17 protein-coding genes are annotated in these 17,058 nt (G+C 71.3%); 9 read left to right on the top strand and 8 right to left on the bottom strand.

Going from position 1 to position 17,058, the window contains the following annotated elements; all coding sequences use genetic code 11:
- Positions 1-78: 78 nt before the first annotated feature.
- The 3 genes from ACR68M_RS04185 to ACR68M_RS04175 are packed head-to-tail and all read left to right on the top strand — an operon-like array spanning position 79 to position 4,507.
- A complete protein-coding gene (locus ACR68M_RS04185; protein WP_441249026.1) occupies positions 79-468 on the top strand; it encodes a hypothetical protein in 390 nt (129 codons plus the stop codon).
- Positions 468-4,259 carry a LysM peptidoglycan-binding domain-containing protein gene (locus ACR68M_RS04180; RefSeq protein WP_441249025.1) on the top strand — a complete coding sequence of 1,264 codons (3,792 nt, stop codon included), beginning with the start codon at positions 468-470 and terminating at the stop codon, positions 4,257-4,259. Before ACR68M_RS04185 ends, ACR68M_RS04180 begins: the two co-directional genes overlap by 1 nt.
- A gap of 41 nt (positions 4,260-4,300) precedes the next feature.
- Positions 4,301-4,507, top strand: coding sequence for a hypothetical protein (locus tag ACR68M_RS04175; RefSeq protein ID WP_441249024.1), 207 nt, complete (start codon positions 4,301-4,303; stop codon positions 4,505-4,507).
- A gap of 31 nt (positions 4,508-4,538) precedes the next feature.
- Here ACR68M_RS04175 and ACR68M_RS04170 read toward each other — a convergent pair whose 3' ends face one another.
- Positions 4,539-4,751: a hypothetical protein gene (locus ACR68M_RS04170; RefSeq protein WP_441249023.1), complete on the bottom strand. Its 213-nt coding sequence runs from the start codon at positions 4,749-4,751 to the stop codon at positions 4,539-4,541.
- 280 nt (positions 4,752-5,031) lie between these two features.
- Between ACR68M_RS04170 and ACR68M_RS04165 the strand changes: the two genes are divergently transcribed.
- Positions 5,032-6,279 carry an RNA-guided endonuclease InsQ/TnpB family protein gene (locus ACR68M_RS04165; RefSeq protein WP_441249022.1) on the top strand — a complete coding sequence of 416 codons (1,248 nt, stop codon included), beginning with the start codon at positions 5,032-5,034 and terminating at the stop codon, positions 6,277-6,279.
- Positions 6,280-6,426: 147 nt separating this feature from the next.
- Here ACR68M_RS04165 and ACR68M_RS04160 read toward each other — a convergent pair whose 3' ends face one another.
- From ACR68M_RS04160 to ACR68M_RS04150, 3 genes are all read right to left on the bottom strand, one after another.
- Complete coding sequence (locus tag ACR68M_RS04160; protein WP_441249021.1) at positions 6,427-7,407, bottom strand: hypothetical protein; 981 nt, start codon at positions 7,405-7,407, stop codon at positions 6,427-6,429.
- A gap of 109 nt (positions 7,408-7,516) precedes the next feature.
- Positions 7,517-8,026 (bottom strand): DUF3592 domain-containing protein, encoded by a 510-nt coding sequence (locus tag ACR68M_RS04155; RefSeq protein WP_441249020.1) that lies wholly within the window; start codon positions 8,024-8,026, stop codon positions 7,517-7,519.
- Between the two features lie 235 nt (positions 8,027-8,261).
- Positions 8,262-8,609 carry a darcynin family protein gene (locus ACR68M_RS04150; protein WP_441249019.1) on the bottom strand — a complete coding sequence of 116 codons (348 nt, stop codon included), beginning with the start codon at positions 8,607-8,609 and terminating at the stop codon, positions 8,262-8,264.
- Positions 8,610-8,757: 148 nt separating this feature from the next.
- Between ACR68M_RS04150 and ACR68M_RS04145 the strand changes: the two genes are divergently transcribed.
- Complete coding sequence (locus tag ACR68M_RS04145) at positions 8,758-9,507, top strand: TetR/AcrR family transcriptional regulator (protein ID WP_441249018.1); 750 nt, start codon at positions 8,758-8,760, stop codon at positions 9,505-9,507.
- On the opposite strand, the gene ACR68M_RS04140 is transcribed toward ACR68M_RS04145, so the two are convergent.
- From ACR68M_RS04140 to ACR68M_RS04130, 3 genes are all read right to left on the bottom strand, one after another.
- Positions 9,488-10,672 carry an alpha/beta hydrolase family protein gene (locus ACR68M_RS04140; RefSeq protein WP_441249017.1) on the bottom strand — a complete coding sequence of 395 codons (1,185 nt, stop codon included), beginning with the start codon at positions 10,670-10,672 and terminating at the stop codon, positions 9,488-9,490. The genes ACR68M_RS04145 and ACR68M_RS04140 overlap by 20 nt on opposite strands.
- Before the next feature lie 87 nt (positions 10,673-10,759).
- Positions 10,760-11,632: an IS3 family transposase gene (locus tag ACR68M_RS04135; RefSeq protein WP_441246968.1), complete on the bottom strand. Its 873-nt coding sequence runs from the start codon at positions 11,630-11,632 to the stop codon at positions 10,760-10,762.
- The gene (locus ACR68M_RS04130) at positions 11,629-11,937 is read right to left on the bottom strand and encodes a transposase (RefSeq protein WP_441246969.1); all 309 of its coding nucleotides are present in this window, start codon (positions 11,935-11,937) and stop codon (positions 11,629-11,631) included. Before ACR68M_RS04130 ends, ACR68M_RS04135 begins: the two co-directional genes overlap by 4 nt.
- Positions 11,938-12,205: 268 nt before the next feature.
- On the opposite strand from ACR68M_RS04130, the gene ACR68M_RS04125 reads away from it, so the two are divergent.
- The 4 genes from ACR68M_RS04125 (at position 12,206) to ACR68M_RS04110 (ending at position 16,269) form a co-directional block, all read left to right on the top strand.
- Positions 12,206-14,110 (top strand): hypothetical protein, encoded by a 1,905-nt coding sequence (locus ACR68M_RS04125; protein ID WP_441249016.1) that lies wholly within the window; start codon positions 12,206-12,208, stop codon positions 14,108-14,110.
- A gap of 131 nt (positions 14,111-14,241) precedes the next feature.
- Positions 14,242-14,760 carry a MarR family winged helix-turn-helix transcriptional regulator gene (locus ACR68M_RS04120; protein ID WP_441249015.1) on the top strand — a complete coding sequence of 173 codons (519 nt, stop codon included), beginning with the start codon at positions 14,242-14,244 and terminating at the stop codon, positions 14,758-14,760.
- Positions 14,761-14,878: 118 nt separating this feature from the next.
- Positions 14,879-15,406 carry a hypothetical protein gene (locus ACR68M_RS04115; RefSeq protein ID WP_441249014.1) on the top strand — a complete coding sequence of 176 codons (528 nt, stop codon included), beginning with the start codon at positions 14,879-14,881 and terminating at the stop codon, positions 15,404-15,406.
- Positions 15,407-15,414: 8 nt separating this feature from the next.
- The gene (locus tag ACR68M_RS04110) at positions 15,415-16,269 is read left to right on the top strand and encodes an NmrA family NAD(P)-binding protein (RefSeq protein WP_441249013.1); all 855 of its coding nucleotides are present in this window, start codon (positions 15,415-15,417) and stop codon (positions 16,267-16,269) included.
- A 39-nt stretch (positions 16,270-16,308) separates the two neighbouring features.
- Here ACR68M_RS04110 and ACR68M_RS04105 read toward each other — a convergent pair whose 3' ends face one another.
- On the bottom strand, positions 16,309-16,782 hold the full coding sequence (locus tag ACR68M_RS04105) for an SsgA family sporulation/cell division regulator (protein ID WP_441249012.1): 474 nt from the start codon (positions 16,780-16,782) through the stop codon (positions 16,309-16,311).
- Positions 16,783-17,058: the final 276 nt, after the last annotated feature.

Below are 17,058 nucleotides of genomic sequence, written 5' to 3'. Positions count from 1 at the left end.
GGCTGAGGAGGGGACTTGAGGACACTAGGGCGGGACAGGGCGGTACAGGGTGCGGACAGGGGAGCGCTCTCGGTCTTCGTGGCGATCACCGTCGCGGGCCTGGTGCTGGTCTCCCTCGCCGTGCTGGACTCCAGTGGCCGGCTGCGCGACTTCGAATTCGTCGACTCCGTCGCCCAGGAGGCGGCGCGCGCCGCAGGGCAGCAACTCGACCAGGCGGCGCTGCTCCAGGACGGGGAGTACCGGATCGACCAGGGCGGGCACGTCGCCGAGAAGATGGCCAACGCGTACCTCGACCAGAACTACCATGATCAGCAGATGTCGGCCGAGGTCCACTTCAAGGACGGCCGGACGCTCGAAGTGAGCGTCAGCAAGACCTACCGCACCTTCATGCTCGGTCTGTCCTTCCCCGTCATCGGGCACGGGACGGCCACGCTGGTGCACGGAGTCACGGGACCGGAGAACGGCTGATGGCCGCGCCACGAGCGAACAACACCAAGAACCCCGCGCCCGACGCACGTCCGGGCCCGCCCACCCCGCCCAGTCGCCGCCCGGTGCCGCTCAGGCCGCGCCGCCGCCGCACCCTGGGCTCCGTCGTCACCGCCCTCGCGGCGCTCGTGACGCTGGCCGGGCTGCTCCTCGGGCTCCCCGCGCTGCTGCTGTACGGCACCAACGCCGTGACCGCGATGGGCGGTTCGACCAGCGGCGGCGTCGTCGACCTGCTGACCAGCCCGGACGACGGGCGGCTCTTCCTCTGGGCCCTGGTGGCCGTCGGCTGGGTGGCCTGGCTCTGCTTCGCGGCGGCCGTCCTGCTGGAGATCCCGGCCCAGCTGCGCGGCCGGATCGCCCGGCGCATCCCCGCCTTCGGCTGGAGCCAGCGGCTGGCCGCCGGGCTGGTCGGCTCGGTGCTCGCGCTGCTCCCGGTGGCCGGTTCGGCGTTCGCCGCCGTACCCGAGCGTGCCCCAGCGGTCTCGGCGCCCGCCCAACTCACCGCCGCACCCCAGTACGCCGCCCTGCCCGCCGGGGCGGCCGCGTCGGCCCTGGCGCCCGCCGCCGGCCAGCAGCTCGGCTACACCGTCCGCGACACCCGCCCGGCAGACAGTCTCTGGTCGATCGCCGAACGCCAACTCGGCTCGGGTGGGCGGTGGACGGAGATCGCCAAGCTCAACGACGGCCGCCTGATGGACGATTCGGGCACCCGCTTCGACGCGGACCGGCCGATCCAGCCCGGCTGGAAGCTCCTCATGCCCGCCGACGCCAAGCCTGACCAGGACGCGAGCCCGGCGGCGCCCAGCAGCCCGGCGGCTGCTGCCACCCCTGCGACCTCCGGGACGACCGGGACGACCGGGAGCCATCGGGCCACCGTGCACTCCGGCGACACCCTCTCGGCCATCGCCGAGCGGGAGATGGGCGACGCGGAGGCGTGGCCGCAGCTCTTCGAGGCCAACAAGGGCGCCAAGGCTCCCGACGGCGAGACCTTGACCGACCCGGACGTGGTGATCCCGGGGATGGTCCTGACCGTCCCGGGCAGCACCGCCCAGGCTCCGGCGCCTGCCCCCGTGCCCGCTCCCGCCCCCGTGCCCGCTCCCGCCCCCGTGCCCGCGCCGGTACCCGCTCCGGCGACGCCGACCCAGGGCAGCACGTCGCCCTCGGCCGCACCGGCGGCCCCGGCGAGCCAGGGCCCGGTGGTGCCCTCCGCCCCGGCCTCGCACACGGCATCCGCGCCCGCCACCGCGCACCCCTCGGCCCCCTCCAAGGCCCCGACCAAGGCTCCCAGCAGCGCCCCGGCCAAGGCCCCCGCCACGACGGCGGCCAAGGCGGCACCCAGCGGTGACTACACCGGGGCGCTCGCCGCCTCCACCATCGGCGTCCTGCTCGCGGCCGTGATGATCGGCACCGTCCACCGCCGTCGGGGCGACCAGCAGCGCGCGCGTCGGCCCCGACACCGCATCACGCTGCCCCCGGCGCCCGCCGCCGCGTTCGAGGCGGAACTGAAGGTCCGTCAGAGTGCAACGGGTATCGACCTGTTGGACCGGGCGCTGCGGACTATGGCCCGCAACACCGTCCGCCAGGGCAAGCGCCTGCCCGCCCTGGTCGCCGTCCGGGTCACCCCGGGTCGTACGGTAGAGCTGCACCTCGCCGCGCCCGCCGCACCGATCGCGCCCTTTCGGGCGGCGCACGCCCCCAACGTCTGGTGGTGCCCGGAGGATTCGTCCGAGCTGCTCTCGGTCGGCCAGGCCGCGAAGAGTGCGGCGCCCTACCCGGCGCTGGTCACCCTCGGCAGCGCACCGGACGGCTCGGTGGTGCTCGCCGACCTGGAGACGGTCCGGCTGATGCACCTCTCCGGCCACCCGGAGGACGCCCGCGACGTACTGCGGACGCTGGCCGTCGAGCTCGCCCACAGCCCGTTGGCCGACCGCCTGCACCTGCACCTGGTCGGCATCCCCGACGACCCTGCGATCAGCGGGCCCGCCGCCGAGCGCGTCCACCGGTACGACACCCTCCAGGAGGCGCTGACCGCCCTCGGCCCCCGGACGGCGAAGGCCAGGGCGACGCTGCTCGCGGCCGAGGCGACCAGCCCCAGGGACGCCCGCAGCCGTGGCCATGCGGACGAGTCCTGGGTGCCCGAGATCGTCCTCTCCGTACAGCCCCCGAGCGGCAGCCTGCCCGCCGAGCTCGGCCGGCTGCTCGACGGCACACCACGCACCTGCCTGGCCGTCATCGCCCGCGCCCCGGAGCGCGGCAGCGGGCCGGTCGCGCGGTGGACGCTGCCCAGCACCGGGCTGGCCACGATCCCCGGCCTGCACCTGGGGGTCGAACTCCAGCGCCTCACCCCCGAGCAGTACGACCAGTGGGGCGAGTTGCTGCGCAGCTCCGGCGACCACACCCAACACCCGGCCCCCAACTGGACGTTGGGCGGGCCGGACGAGGACGAGCCGCTGCTCCCGGCGGCGGCCCCGTCGCCCGTCCTGGTGTCGGTCGGCAGCGGCGTCGCGGCCGGAGCCTGCGCACCCGAGCCGCCCGCCCGCCAGGTGGTGACCCGGGTGATCGGCTCCGGCGCCAGCCCCTTCGCGGGCATCAGCCCGATCTCCACCCCCACCCAGCGGACGGCCCGCCACAGCGCGAACGGCGTCGGGCTGAGCTTCGTGAAGCCCGCCCCGGCGGCCCCTTCAGTCGAGGTGCCGGCCGCACAACCATCCGCACAACCATCCGAGCAGCCATCCGAGCAGACCGCCGAACTCCCGCCCTACCGACCGCCGTTGCCCCCGGCCGACCCGCCGGTCGCGCCGGCTCGCCCTGCCGATCCGCCCACTCCGACCACCCCGCCCGCCGCGCAGCCGCCCGAGCCGCACCCGACCCACGACGCGGCCCCGGCGCCCGACAGCCACCCGGCCGAGTCCCGGCCGGAGCCGCCCGAGATCCCGGCGCAGCCGGCAGCCCCGCGCACCGACAGTGACGACCTGCTCGCCATCCTCCGCTCCCCGGAGGCCCACAGTGCCCGGACAGCCCCGCGCATCCGGCTGCTCGGCCCGGTCGACGTGCTCGGCGCCGCCGGGCCGGCCGATCCGGCCGGCGTCCCGCGCCTCACCGAGATCGCGGCACTCCTCGCCCTGCGGCCCGGTGTCGACCACGACACCCTCGACCGCGCCCTCCACCCGGGCGCCGCCCACCTCGACCCACGCCAGGGCGAGGACCGGCCGGAGACGCCACTGCCGGGCCGACTCGCCGAACTGGCCGGCTGGCTCGGCGAGTCGGCGGACGGCCGGGCCTTCCTGCTCCCCGACTCCCCGGACGGCTACGCCTTCGCCCCGACCGTGACCTGCGACTGGGACGAGTTCCGCAGCCTGTACCGACGCGGCATGCGCAGCACCAGCAGCACCGCCGACGCCGCCCTCGCCCACGCCCTCGCCCTCGTCCGGGGCGCCCCGTTCGCCGAGGCCCCGGCCGACGCGTACGGCTGGGCCGAGCCCGAGCGCCAGGACATGCTCGCGGCCATCGTCGACACCGCCCACGAACTCGCCGGCCGCAGGCTCCAGTACGGCGACCACCGCAGCGCCGAGGCCGCCATCTTCCGCGGCCTCGCCGTCGCCCCGGACGTCGAACTCCTGCACCGCGACCTCTTCTACGCCTATGCCTCCGCCGGAGCCCGCGACCAACTCGTCCGCGCCGTCAACCGCCTCGACGCCCTCAGCCGCCGCACCGGCCGCGACCTCGACCCCGACACCGTCGCCCTCCTCCGAGACCTCCTCTCCGGAGGCTGACCGCCGACACTCGTGAACTGGCGATCGATCAGGTCATCACCGTGAACCCGGCCGAGGCCACCGTCACCGTGCGCTGCATGCTCGGGCCGGTTCGTCGCGGCGCCCGCTTCGACCGCATCCGCGACTCGGCGGAAGCCATCGACCTGGAACTGACGCAGATCCTCGCCTACCGCCGTTCCGTCGAGGAACTCGACCCCGTCCACACCGCGCTCGTGACCCTCCGCGGCACAGGGGTAGTGTGCTCCTGATCCGCGCGGCCTCCGGTGGGCCGCGGAGGACTCAGCTTCGCGGTGCGGTCGTGATCACCTCGTACGCGTATCCGTCCTGGCGGAGTGCCTCCACGATGGCTTCGGCCTCCACGGCGGTGCCGAGGGATCCACCGGTTCTGGATTCCTTGAACTTCGCCAGCGCCTCGGCCGGGGTGTAGCCGAACATCGCGCGGAGGTGTTTGACGGCAGGGACGGTGCCGTCCCGACCCTCCACGAGTCGCACTCCGTATCCTCCGAACTCCTCCAGCAGGCCTCGCCTGAGATCCTCCGACCCGGGGCCGTCCCCGAAGTCGTCACTCACCAGGCCGCAATTCGGGCACTCCCATTCGACGAACCAGCCGAGCCCCGCCGGTGTGATCCCGGCTTGATTCTTCGCCGCAAACCCCGGCGTTTACGCCGGGGACAAGGCGATCCTTGGCCCGGAGTCGCGCAGCGGCGTAGGCCTCCGCGTTGTCGGTGGCCCGTACTAGGGTGACCAGCATCAGCTCGAAGGGGGGTGTTCCATGCTGCAAGGCCGCAGGTACCGGCTTGAACTGACTGATGATCAGAGCGTGTTGTGTCAGACGTTCGGTGACATATGCCGGTCGGTGTGGAATACCGGTCTTGAGCAGCGCCGGGAGTACCGGCGACGTAGTGCGTGGATGAACTACGTGCCGCAGGCCGCTGAGCTCGCCGACGCCAAGCGTGAGTTTCCGTGGCTCGCCGATGCCCCCTCGCACGTGTTGCAGCAGACCCTGAGGGACTTGGACCGGGCGTGTAGGGATCATGGGACGTTCGGGGTGCGGTGGCGGTCGAAGGCGCGTTGGTCACCGTCGTTCCGGTTCCCTGCCGGGAATCTGATCACGGTCGAGCGGATCGGCCGCAAGTGGGGCAGGGCGAAGCTCCCGAAGCTGGGTTGGGTCCGGTTCCGTTGGTCGCGTCCGCTTGGTGGCGTGGTCCGGTCCGTGACGGTCACCAGGCAGGGGGCGCACTGGTTCGTGTCGTTCCTGGTCGAGACCGGCGCCGCGACGCCGGAACGGCACGCGATGCCGGACACCGCCGTCGGTGTCGACCGGGGCGTGAAGACCTTCGCGATCACCTCCAACGGCGAGTTCCTTGACCGGCCGTACGTCACGACGGGTGAGGCAGCGCGGCTTCGCCGGTTGCAGCAGAAGCAGGCCCGGCAGAACCGAGGGAGCGCCCGGCGTGCGGTTACCGTGCAGGCGATCAACGCTGTCACCGGCCGTGTCCGCAACCGCCGGGCGGACTTCTGCGCGCAGACCGCCGCCACCCTGACCGCGATGAATGCCGTCGTGGTGCTGGAAGACCTGCGGACCCGCAACATGACCGCGTCCGCGAGGGGCACGGTGGAGCAGCCCGGCGTGAACGTGGCGCAGAAGCGGGGTCTGAACCGGGCCGTCCTGGACAAGGGGTGGCACATGCTCGAACTCGCGCTCCGCAACGCGGCGCGCACCACCGGAACACAGGTCGTGCTGGTTCCGGCGGCGTACACCTCCCAGACGTGCCACGAGTGCAAGCACGTGGACCCGAACTCGCGCAAGAGCCAAGCCGACTTCGAGTGCACCGCTTGCGGCCACACCGCGCACGCCGACGTGAACGCCGCGAAGAACATCAAGGCCGCCGGGCAGGCGGTCTCAGGGCGTGGAGACCTCGGGGTTACCCGGTCTGTGAAGCGCCAACCACCGGCGACGCGCAAACGCACGGGGCGAAACCCCCGCGCGGAACGCGCGGCCGGAGTCCCCGTCCTTTAGGGCAGGGAGGAAGTCAACTGCTGGCCCCGCCACCCTGCCGCACGGTGCCCGCAGGCGCTGCAGGTCGGTTGAAGTTCGAGTGCACACTCGGTCAATGCTTGCTCCAACCACGCATGTTCATGTACCTCGTGACAAGCAGCTCGAACTTCACCGTCTGCGGGTGGGTCTGATCCCTGGGTCGCCGGCACCGGCAAGGGCAAGGACGGGGCCGCTGACCTGGCCGAGCGGGATCGTATCTTGCGCGATGGGTTGGCTGTCCTTGGTCCATGCGTTGCCTCCGCCGGGAGAACCGGGGCTGACCTGCGCGGAGGGTGAGTAGACGACCGCTCCGTGAATCAGGGCCGGGTAGTCCTCGCCGAGGAGTAGAGCAGCCTTGCTGCCGCGCGAGTAGCCCATGGCGACCACGCGCGCGGGGTCCGTGCCTGGCTGGGCTGCCAGCAGGCGGGCTGCGGAGGCGAAGTGCTCCAGGGGGATGTCGTGCAGGGTTGCCGGCAGTCCCGGGAGCGCGAAGTTGCCCAGTGCGAGGGCAGGGTAGCCGTGTGAGGCTAGGAGCGCCGCTGTGTACTTCTTCCTTCGGACAACAGCCCGCCTGTCAAGCCGCCAATTCCCATCCATCCACAAGTCTTGACGATTTCTCCGGACGGGGATGCGGATGCCGATGTCCGCGCCGATGTAGCCCTTGTCCGCCAGGGTCGGGAGGCCGTCAGCCGCCGCCTTGTACAACGCGGGCAGGGCGTGGATCCGGACGCCGGTGAGGCGGTCTGACTCGATCATGGTGCCGCCCATGATCACGTGCGTCATGCCCTCGCGCCGGCAGCGGGCGAGGACTTCGTGCAGTTCTGGGGCCTGGTCGGCGATGACGTCGATGCCTGCGTACAGGTAGCGGTATCCGGTGGCGTGCGAGACGCCGGCGTCGCGGGCCAGACAGTGCACGCAGCCGCGCTCCCGGAACCAGCGCAACACCAGTGCCGCCTGGCGGAACGGTTTCAGCGCGCGGGAGCCCTTCGGGGTGCCGAGCCGCTGCCGGTGGGCGGCCAGGTGGCGGGCGAGGAACTCTACGACGTGGCGCGGCACGTCGAGTGTGGCAACACAGGTGACCAATGTGAGGCCTCTGGTGGCTACGGACATGAAACCTCAGTGGGCAGACCGTCCCTCACGTTTCACAATGCCAGCAGCGGAGCGGGAAGGCTGAGTGAAATCTCGAACCGGGCTCGCGCGACATCGGCCGCCGTCGCACTCATGCCCGCCTCATCCGGGCTCGCACCCGCAGGTACCAGACGAGAGCCGCAATCCCAGCGAGCAGCATGACCGCCGAAGCCGCCAGAGCGAACACGTCCAGTGCGCTGCGGCCGAGGGTGCTCCAGAAGCCGACGCTCGACGCAAGGGCCACCAGCCCGGTGTTCCGCGGGTCGTACACGACGATGACGGTCTGGCCTTTCTCAATGTCGCTCGTCACATAGGCCAGCCGCGCTTCGACGGTTCGCCCATCGGATGCCTCGAAGCGCACCCGGCAGTGAGAGTTGGCCGACGTGGAACCGTCATCGTTCCTGCCCACCGACACGCACTCCGTGACGCCTGCCCGGACACGTAGACCGCGATCATTGAGGACCGATGCCACGTACGCGTCATGAGGAATGAAGTACGCCACCGCCAGGACGAACAGCAGCAGCCCGCACCCGAACATGGCCAGGGCCGCACGCCCTAGAGTCCGGTGGTGACCGCGCACGAAACCCGGTACCGCGTCCATGCGTCTCCTCCTCTCGGAGCTGTCTCGACTCAGCGCCGGTGCCAGGCATCAGAGGTGAGGGCGCACCCCTGCCGAGTGATCATTTCAAGGTCACCGAGTAGGCCGCAGCGGCGCATCCGGGGAACCGCGCATGAGGGCTTGATGCTACTGGGGGGCGAGCGGGCGGCCAAGTACCGGTCCTCATCGTTGCCAGTGAGGTTTTAACGGCTCCGGCAGGGTGAGGCGACTGGTGGGCTCAACTGCCGGATCCGCTGTGGCTCAGGCTCTCCTCGTACCGCTGGAACCCGTCCTCGACCCCCAGTGTCACGTCGCCCAGCACCAGGTATCCCTGGCTGATCAGCACGGAGTCGCGCAGCTCCTCGACGAGGAAGTAGTACGCCCCCAAGTCCTCGGTCTCCAGCAGGACGAAGTCGGAGAAACGGGTGTTGAACGCCTCGGCGTCGAAGAAGCGGGCCGAGACGCGGTCCGCATACCGCGCGAAGATCGGCTGAATGTGGGCGGCCCGCATGGCGTTGCGCTCCTCGCGACTGAGCGCCAGCCACTTCGGGGTGAGGGTGTAGCCCAGAACGATCGTGTACTTCATGTGAGTCCCCCTGTGTGTGCCGACTGCCAAGCGGAAGAGTTAACGATGTTCACTCTTGGGGGCAAGCTAAAGTGATAGGTGTTAACTCTGTCAAGCCGCGGCCACCGTCACCTGTTGCCGCCGACCCCGCTCGGCCAGGAAGGGCACAGTGACCAGTACGGGCAGCACCGCACCCAAGCGCCGACAGCGATCGCGCGAGGACGCGCTGGTCGAGATCCTGTGCACCGCCCGCCGGCTTCTGGTCGACCAGGGCCTGGCAGCCGTCTCCCTTCGTGCCATTGCCCGCGAGATGGGCATGACCGCCCCCGGCCTGTACCGGTACTACTCGGACCATCAGGACCTGATCCAGGCCCTCGCCTCCCACCTCTACGACGAACTGGCCGACGAACTGGCCGCCGCCCGCGACCACTGCCCCGATCTCGACCCGGGCCCCCGCCTGGAGGTGGTCTGCCGGGAGCTGCGCCACTGGGCGCTGACCCATCGGCGAGAGTTCGGCCTGCTGTTCGCCAGACCCATCAGCGACGCCGACCCTGCTCCCGGCAACCCCGCCCACGACCCGAGTTGGCGGTTCGGCGGCGTCCTCCTCGACCTGATGGTGCAGCTGTGGCAGCAGGGTGGCGTCCGGCTGCCCGCCGAAGGCGAACTCGACCCTGCCTGGCTCCGGCAGCTGGAGGAGGTGCGCGAACACCTCGACGGCGAGCCCGTCCCGCTGGAGGTTCTGTACGTCTTCGTCCATGCCTGGGCGCGGATCTACGGCATGGTCGCCATCGAGGTCTTCGGTCACCTCAACTTCGCGCTCACCGAACCCGAACCACTCTTCGAGCGCACACTGCGGGACGTCATGACCGACCTCGACGGCGGCGGGCGGCGGGCGTCTGTCACGGGTGCTGGAAGGTGACCTCGGGGTTGGCCTGGGACGGGCCGTCGAGCAGGGGTTGGGGGAGGCCCTTCAGGTGGAGGTCGAAGAAGGCCGCGACGTAGGCGCGGGTGATTGCTGCTGAGCGCTCGGCGGAGATGGTCGCATCCGGGATCGGGACATTCAGCTGGGAGGCGAGGAGGGGCAGGTCGGTGAAGCTGACGTGATCGGTCCCTTCGACGGTCAGCCAGCGCTTCCAGCCGTCGAGGTTCGCCCAGGCCTGGTCCCAGGAGGCGTCGTTGCCGGGGGCGTGGACGGACTGGGTGCCGAGCAGCAGGAAGGGGCGGTGGTCCAGGCCGGTGGCGGGGACGGGGATGTCGAACGTGCCGTCCATGTCGACTCCGGCGCGCACCCGCTTGTCGGCAGTCATGGCCGATGCGGCGGCGCTGCCGCCGACGGAGTGGCCTGCCATGCCGATACGGCCCGGGTCGATCATGTGGTGGTGCTGCCAAGGTGATTGACGATTCGTCAGTTGGTCGATGACGAACGAGACGTCCTTGGCCCGGCTCTGGTTCACCACCGGCCACCCGCCCGGGATGCTGTCGCAGACGACACAGGCGAGCGTCCGGCCGTCGGGGAAGGTGGTTCCCGAGTCCTCGTACGTGTGGTTGACCAGGGCGACCACGTAGCCGCGGCTGGCCAGGTCTTCGGCAAGGCTGGTGAGAGTGGAGCGCGGCATGGTGAAGCCGGGCGAGAGCAGAACCAGGGGGAAGCGGCCGGGAGTCGGCCGCGCGTCGGTCCGTGCCCAGGAGCGGGTGCCGCTGACCGCTTCGGGCTGGATTCCGGCACCCGGCGCTTTCCGCTCGAGCAGCAGCGCTGCCTCCTCCGTGGTCATGTAGGGGGCGGGTTCGCCGGTCCCGCGCCGGGCGGGGTAGAACACCGACACCATCAACTGACGCGGGCCGGCGGCGGGCACCCAGGGGTCCGGGCGGCCGGTGTCCACCAGGTGCAGTGTGCTGAGGCCGACCGCGAACGGGCCGGTGGGGCGGGGAAGCTCCAGTTGCGTTCCCACGTCGGCCTGGGCAACCGACCGGGTGGCAGTGGGAGTTGGGGACGCGGCCTCTGCCGTGGCGATCGGCAGAATCATCGGCAGGGCGAGCCCGAGCGCGAGAAGGAGAGGTACTGCGGTGCGATGAGTTCGGGTCATGGCGTCAACCTAGGCTCCGCAGGCTGACGTGGCGTCAGTACGGGGAGTGAGGTTGCCCCGCTTTGACGGACAGGTTCGGTGCGGTGGTCAGGCTACTTGAAGGGCTTCGTATTCGGCGGGGCTGCGGTAGTCGAGGCTGCTGTGGAGCCGGCGGAGGTTGAACCAGGACTCGATGAACTCGAAGATCGCGGCGTGGGCGGCAGCCCGGGTGGGCCAGGTCCGGCGGTCGATGAGCTCGCCCTTGAGGGTGGCGAAGAACGATTCCGCGAGGGCATTGTCCCAGCACTGACCGGTGCGACCGACCGACAGTCGAATACCGAACTCGCTTGCCAGGTCGGCGAATTGGCGACTGGTGTACTGGCAGCCGCGATCCGAGTGGAACACCACCCCGCGTGCCGGGCGCCGCCGGTGGCAGGCCTGACGCAGAGCGTCGGCGACCAGGTCGGTGCGCAGGTGGTCGGCGGTGGCCCAGCCGACGACGCGGCGGGAGGCGATGTCGATGACGGTGGCCAGGTAGAGCCAGCCCTCATCGGTGGGGATGTAGGTGATGTCGCCGCACCAACGGCGGTCGGTGGCAGCAGGGTTGGGCGTGAAGTCGCGCCGGATGAGGTCCGGCCGCGAGGGCGCGGCCGGGTCGGGGACCGTCGTGATGTGCCGACGTTTGGGGCACCGTCCCGCAAGTCCGGCGGCGCGCATGAGCCGGGCTATGCGCTTGCGTCCGCAGGCGGTGCCTCCGCGCTGAAGGGCGGCGTGCACGCGCGGGGCGCCGTAGGTACCGCGCGAGTCCTGGTGCACCTGGGCGATCTTGCCGGTGAGCTCCAGGTCGCGGGCCCGTCGGGCTCCAACGGCGCCAGTGCGGCGGGTGTAGAAGGCGGCTCTGGAGACCTGCAGCAGCTCGCACGCGCGTTTGACGCTGTGTCCGCCTTCTTTCTCCGCCTCGATGAACGGGTGCACGTTCACCGGGTCTCCTTCGCGAAGAAAATTGTCGCGCGCTTGAGGATCTCGACGTCCTCGCGCAGGCGCCGGTTCTCGCGGCGCAACGCCGCCAGTTCCTCGCGCTCGACGCTGGTCAGGCCGTCGCGCTCGCCCGCGTCGACCTCGGCCTGCCTGACCCAGTCCCGCACCGCCGTCACCGTCAGGTCGAAGTCCTTGGCCACCCGGCCGACCGAGCGGTCGCCCTGGCGGCACAGCGCGACGATCTCGGCCTTGAACTCCGGCGTGAACGACCGGCGAGGCCGAGGCTTCTTCTTCCCCATGCTCTCCATGATGGACATCCTCCCGGGGGACACAAATCCCCTGAGCTCAGGTGTCCGTCAAAGCGGGGCAGGGCCAGGAGGGACCGGAACGGCAATGGCCCGTAGGGGTTTGCCAGGAAGGCGCCCTGATGATCGCGGCAGCACCGGGTGTGTCTGCACAGGTGCGTCTCGGCAGGATCCAGTGCTCACCAAATCGTGGACGCGCACTGTCCTTGCAGGACTAGGGTGAGCGCCATCTGACACGGCCCTTCGGGGTATGGGGGAGAGGTTCTCAATCATGACCGGACATCTGAGACAGTGGCGGGGCATCCGCTCCGCCGCTGCCGCCGCCACGACGGCCGCACTCGGCCTCGCCGGCGTACTGGTACCCGCGGGGGACGCTGCGGCCACCATGGGCGTGGAGTCGGTGCCGTTGGCCTCGCTGGCCTACACGGATGCACAGACCCCCACCACCGGGTATCCGCAGTCGGCGGGCGGTGACATGCCGCTCGGCAGCTGGCTCGACGCCCAGGGGGTCACCCACGACTCGCGGGTCTACGCGACCTTCGACCTGACCGGGTTCGCCGCCAAGGACGTGGCCAAGCGCGTGGTCACCGCCTCGCTCCTGCTCGGGGAGTCGCAGGCCACCACGTACTCCCGGCGCAGCATAGAGGTCTGGCAGACCGCGACGCCGACCGCGCCGGTCAGTTGGCGCCGGGCGCCCGCCGAGAAGCAGCTGCTGGGCACCGTGGTCACCACCGCGTCCGGCCCCGCCGGGTACATGCAGCTCGACCTGACCGCTGCGGCGGCCGCGGCGGCCCTCGCCGGGCACCACACGCTCTCGCTCGAACTGCGGCTGCCCGAGGCCGAGGAGAAGGACCCCGCGCTGGGCCGCCGCGTGGTCGGCTCCTCCCGGCTGGCCATGTACGCCAAGTCCAACTCCCGGCCCGGGGTGCCCACCAAGACCTTCACCGCCCCCTATGCCTGCAGCACCAAGGGGCCGTACCCGTACGTCTCCTCGCTGTCGCCCTCGCTGATGGCCATGCTGCACGACCTCGACGGCGGCACTGATCTGAAGGGGAACTTCGCCGTCTGGCCGGTGGACAACCGGGACCAGCGCAAGGAGTTCACCGCCGACATGCCCGAGGGCCGCGCGGCCGCCGCGACCGTCCCGCCGGGCATTCTCGCCGACGGGGGCACCTACGGCTGGCAGGTCCAGGGTGACGACGGAACTGACCAGTCCGCCTGGTCCCAGCCCTGCTACTTCCACGTCGACGCCACCCGGCCCACGGCGGCCACGGTCGTGACCTCGTCGAACTACCCGGCCGACCAGACCGCGCCCGCCGGTGTCCCGGCGGAGTTCACCTTCGGCGCGGGCGGCGTGGCGGACGTGGCGGGGTACCAGTACTCCTGGACCCAGGACATGCCTGTCGACGGCTGGAGCGCCGGCCCGGACGGCACCCCGCAGTGGACCGACCCGTACAACCTGCCCGGCCACGTCCGGGCCTCCCGCCTCGGCGGCACCGCGAAGGTCACTCTGACGCCGCCCGACGCGGGCCCGCAGCGGCTCTTCGTCCGCAGCCTCGACCGGGCGGGCAACCCGTCCGACGTCACCATGTACCAGTTCTACGTGCCCAGCACGATGCCCGCCGTGGCCGGCGCCCCGGACAACGTCCGCCTGGGTGTGCCGTTCACCCTGCAGCTGGCCCCGAACGCCGCCGTCGCGCCGGTGGACAGCTACACCGTGCAGGTCAACCACGACGCGGTGCGGACCGTGCCCGCCAACGCGGACGGCAGGGCCTCCCTGCCGGTCACGCTGACCAACACCGGGGGCAACACGATCACGGTGCGCAGCCACAGCACGAACGGCTGGGTGAGCTCCACCAACGAGGTGCACGTCAACGTGGACACCACGCCGACCATCAGCTCCGACGTCTACCAGGAGGAGACCGAGACCCCGGTCAACTCCGGCGGGGTCGGTGTCAGCGGTGTCTTCACCTTCGCGCCGAAGGTGGCGAACGTGGCCTCCTACACCTACTCCTTCGACTACAGCCGCGAGACGACCGTGCGGGCCGGCGCGGACGGCACGGCGCAGATCTCCTGGGCCCCGTCCGAGAGCGGCCAGCACACGCTGTACGCGTACGCGACCGACGCGGCCGGGAGGGTGTTCGACACGTACTACTACTACTTCGACGTGAACTGACGGCCGGTGGGCTGCGGCGCTTCGGGCGCCGCAGCCCAGGGGCACCTCCTCCGCCGGTACGTGCCGGGTTCCGGCGCCCCGGCTGTCGGCGGGTGTTTGACCGTCAAGTGATTAGCTGCCATATTAGTTTCATGACGAGGGACGGGATCGACGGCGAGACGCCCACGCTGGACCAGGCCAGGCAGCAGATCTCGCACTACGGCCTGGAGGCCGACCCGCAGGCGGTGCTGGTCGCGGTGCGACTGATCTCCGCAGGTGCGAGGGTCGGCCGGGCAGCCGAGGCCCACTTCGCCAGGTTCGGACTGTCGACCGGGCGTTACCGCCTGCTCGCCGATCTCGAGGCCCATGGCGGGGAGAAGTCACCCTCGCAGCTTGCGGCCGACCTCGACGTCTCCAGGGCCACGGTCACCGGGCTGCTTGACGGTCTTGAACGCGAGGGCCTGATCACCAGGCGGCCGTCCGCCGAGGACGGGCGCGGCACGGTCGCCACCCTGACGGCGCGCGGTGCGCAGTGCCTGCGCGACATGGCGCCCGAGCACTTCGGGCGGCTGGAGGCGATGGTGGGAGGGCTCAGCACCCAGGAGCGCACGGTCTTCCTGGATCTGCTGGCCCGCGTCGTGCGCGGCAGTACGGCCCTGACCGCCGACTGATCCGGCCGACCGCTCCGGGCCTTGCCAGGTCCGGAGGAGGGCCTTTTTGCAATGTAGTAGTTAGTCGCCTAATTATACGCCAGGGCATCCGGAACGCGAACGAGAAGACGAGGCCAGCATGCCCGCAACGAAGCACAGATCCGGCCCGAGCCCCGCAGGCCCCCGACCCTTCAGGCTGTGGCTCGAGGTCCTGACCGCCTACGCAGCCCCGGCACTGACCGCCGGGACGGCAGGAGTCCTCACACACCAACCAGACCTGACGCTCGCGGCCTGCACCTCCATCGCGGGGACCTCCGCCGCCGTCGCACTCCTCGTCGGCACCTGGCTGCGCCACGGGGGTCGGCCGCGACCGTGGACCACCGCCCTGCCACGCGTCGCCCTGACGGTCTTGCTCGCCATCGTCACGGTCGGCACTGCGGCAGGGCTCGGATGGTTCGCCGCCCAGTGGCTGCCGGCCCACACCCCGGTCCCCGCCGCCTCCTGGCTGGAACGCCTGCGGATCGACCTGCCCGTCTCCGCCGCCCTCGCCACCACCATCGTCACCCTGCGCTGGCGCAGCACCGTCAAGGCCCCCCGCACCCGACCCACCCCCGCCGCGGCGCCCGCCGCCGCCGGGAAGACACCAGAGAACGAGGGAACACGATGATCGTCGTCATGGGAGCGACCGGCACCACCGGCACCGCCCTGCTCCACAGCCTCCGCGCACTCGGCACGCCCGTCCGTGCACTGACCCGCACCCCGCAGCGGCCGCTGCCCGGCACCGCCGACGCACACCACCTGCCGATCCAGACCCAGTACGCCGACGCCACCGACCCCAGCTCGCTGCGCAGCGCCTTCGAGGGCGCCACCCAACTCTTCCTCGCCATGGCCAACAGCCCCGCACAGGTCGAACTCGAAACCCGCGTGATCGACATCGCCGCCCGCACAGGCATCGAACACATCGTCAAAATCTCCGCACCCGCCGCCGAACCGGACTCACCCGTCGCCATATCCCGTGGGCACCACGCCATCGAGGAACACCTCCGGGCCGGCGGGCTCACCCACACCGTCCTGCGCCCGTACGCGTTCATGCAGAATCTCCTGCGCCTCGCGCCCACCGTCACCCACGGAGTCCTCGTCGGCGCGATGGGCGATGCCCCCTGCAACTACATCGACGCCCGCGACATCGGCGAGGTCGCAGCCGCCGCACTCACCCGGCCCGCCATCGCGGGCGGCACCTACACCCTGACCGGGCCGGAGGCCGTCTCCTACCCCGATCTCGCCGCCCGGCTGGTCACCCTGACGGGTAGTCGGATCCGCTATGTCGATCTCACTCCGGACGAACTGCGCGACCACCTCGTCCAGCGCGCTCACATGCCCCCGTGGCTCGCCGCCCACGTGGCGGAGATCCAGCAGCTCGCCGTCGCCCGGCCCGAGGCCCCCACCGGCACCGTCGCCGACATCCTCGGCCGACCGCCCCGCACCCTCGATGCCTTCCTGGACGAACACCGCGACCACTTCCGCCGGTAGGCCGACCCGGTCGGTCTCAGGGTCTCAGGGATCAGAGGCTCAGGGCTCCGGCTCGGGCAGTCCGCTCGTCCGCAGGCGTTCGAGCAGGGTGTCGAGGTCGAGGTGCCGGTCCTCCTCGCCGAACGGGACGAGCTGCCCGGTGCGGGCGAGGAAGCCGGCGACGGGGGCGCGCGGTGCGTGGAGGTGGACGGTCGAGCCTTCCCCGGTCAGCGAGATGACGACGGCTCGGGTGGCCTCGTCCACGGCCGGGCGGACGCAGACCCGGCCTGCCCCGGACCATCCGCCGAGGCCCTCCGCCAGGAGGTCCCGGGCGAACATCCACGTGATCGGCGCCCCCTGGCCGACGTGGCAGTCCAGGAAGACCGCGTACGGGTCCGCAGGGGTGTAGCGCAGGCGGGCGTCCATCGCCGCGCTCACCCCGGGCGCGACCGTGACCCAGAGGCGAAGGTGCACCACGCAGCCCCCGGCGCTCGTACGCTGCGCCGGCACCCGCGCCCCGGCGGCGTCGTTCACCGGCGTACTCCCGCTCCCGGCAGCAGCGTGCCCCGGCCCGGTGGCTCGGCCCGGCCTGGCGGCTCGGCCCGGAGCGGTGCCGGTTCCGGTGGCCGGCACTCCGGGGACGGGCGGAACACGGGTGGCTGCGTGAGCCGCTGCCACTCGGCGTCGGCCTGCCCGGGGACCATCCGGCCCGCGCTGCGCCACAGCATCGCGAGCCGGGCGAACACCGGCGAATCCTGGCGCAGGATCGTTTCTTCATCACGGCCCGCGAGGCCGAAGTCGGTTGTCACA

Source organism: Kitasatospora sp. McL0602 (assembly GCF_052076145.1).
Lineage (GTDB): Bacteria > Actinomycetota > Actinomycetes > Streptomycetales > Streptomycetaceae > Kitasatospora.
Note: the sequence above shows the minus strand (reverse complement) of the source record. Positions and strands in the feature narration are given on the sequence as shown.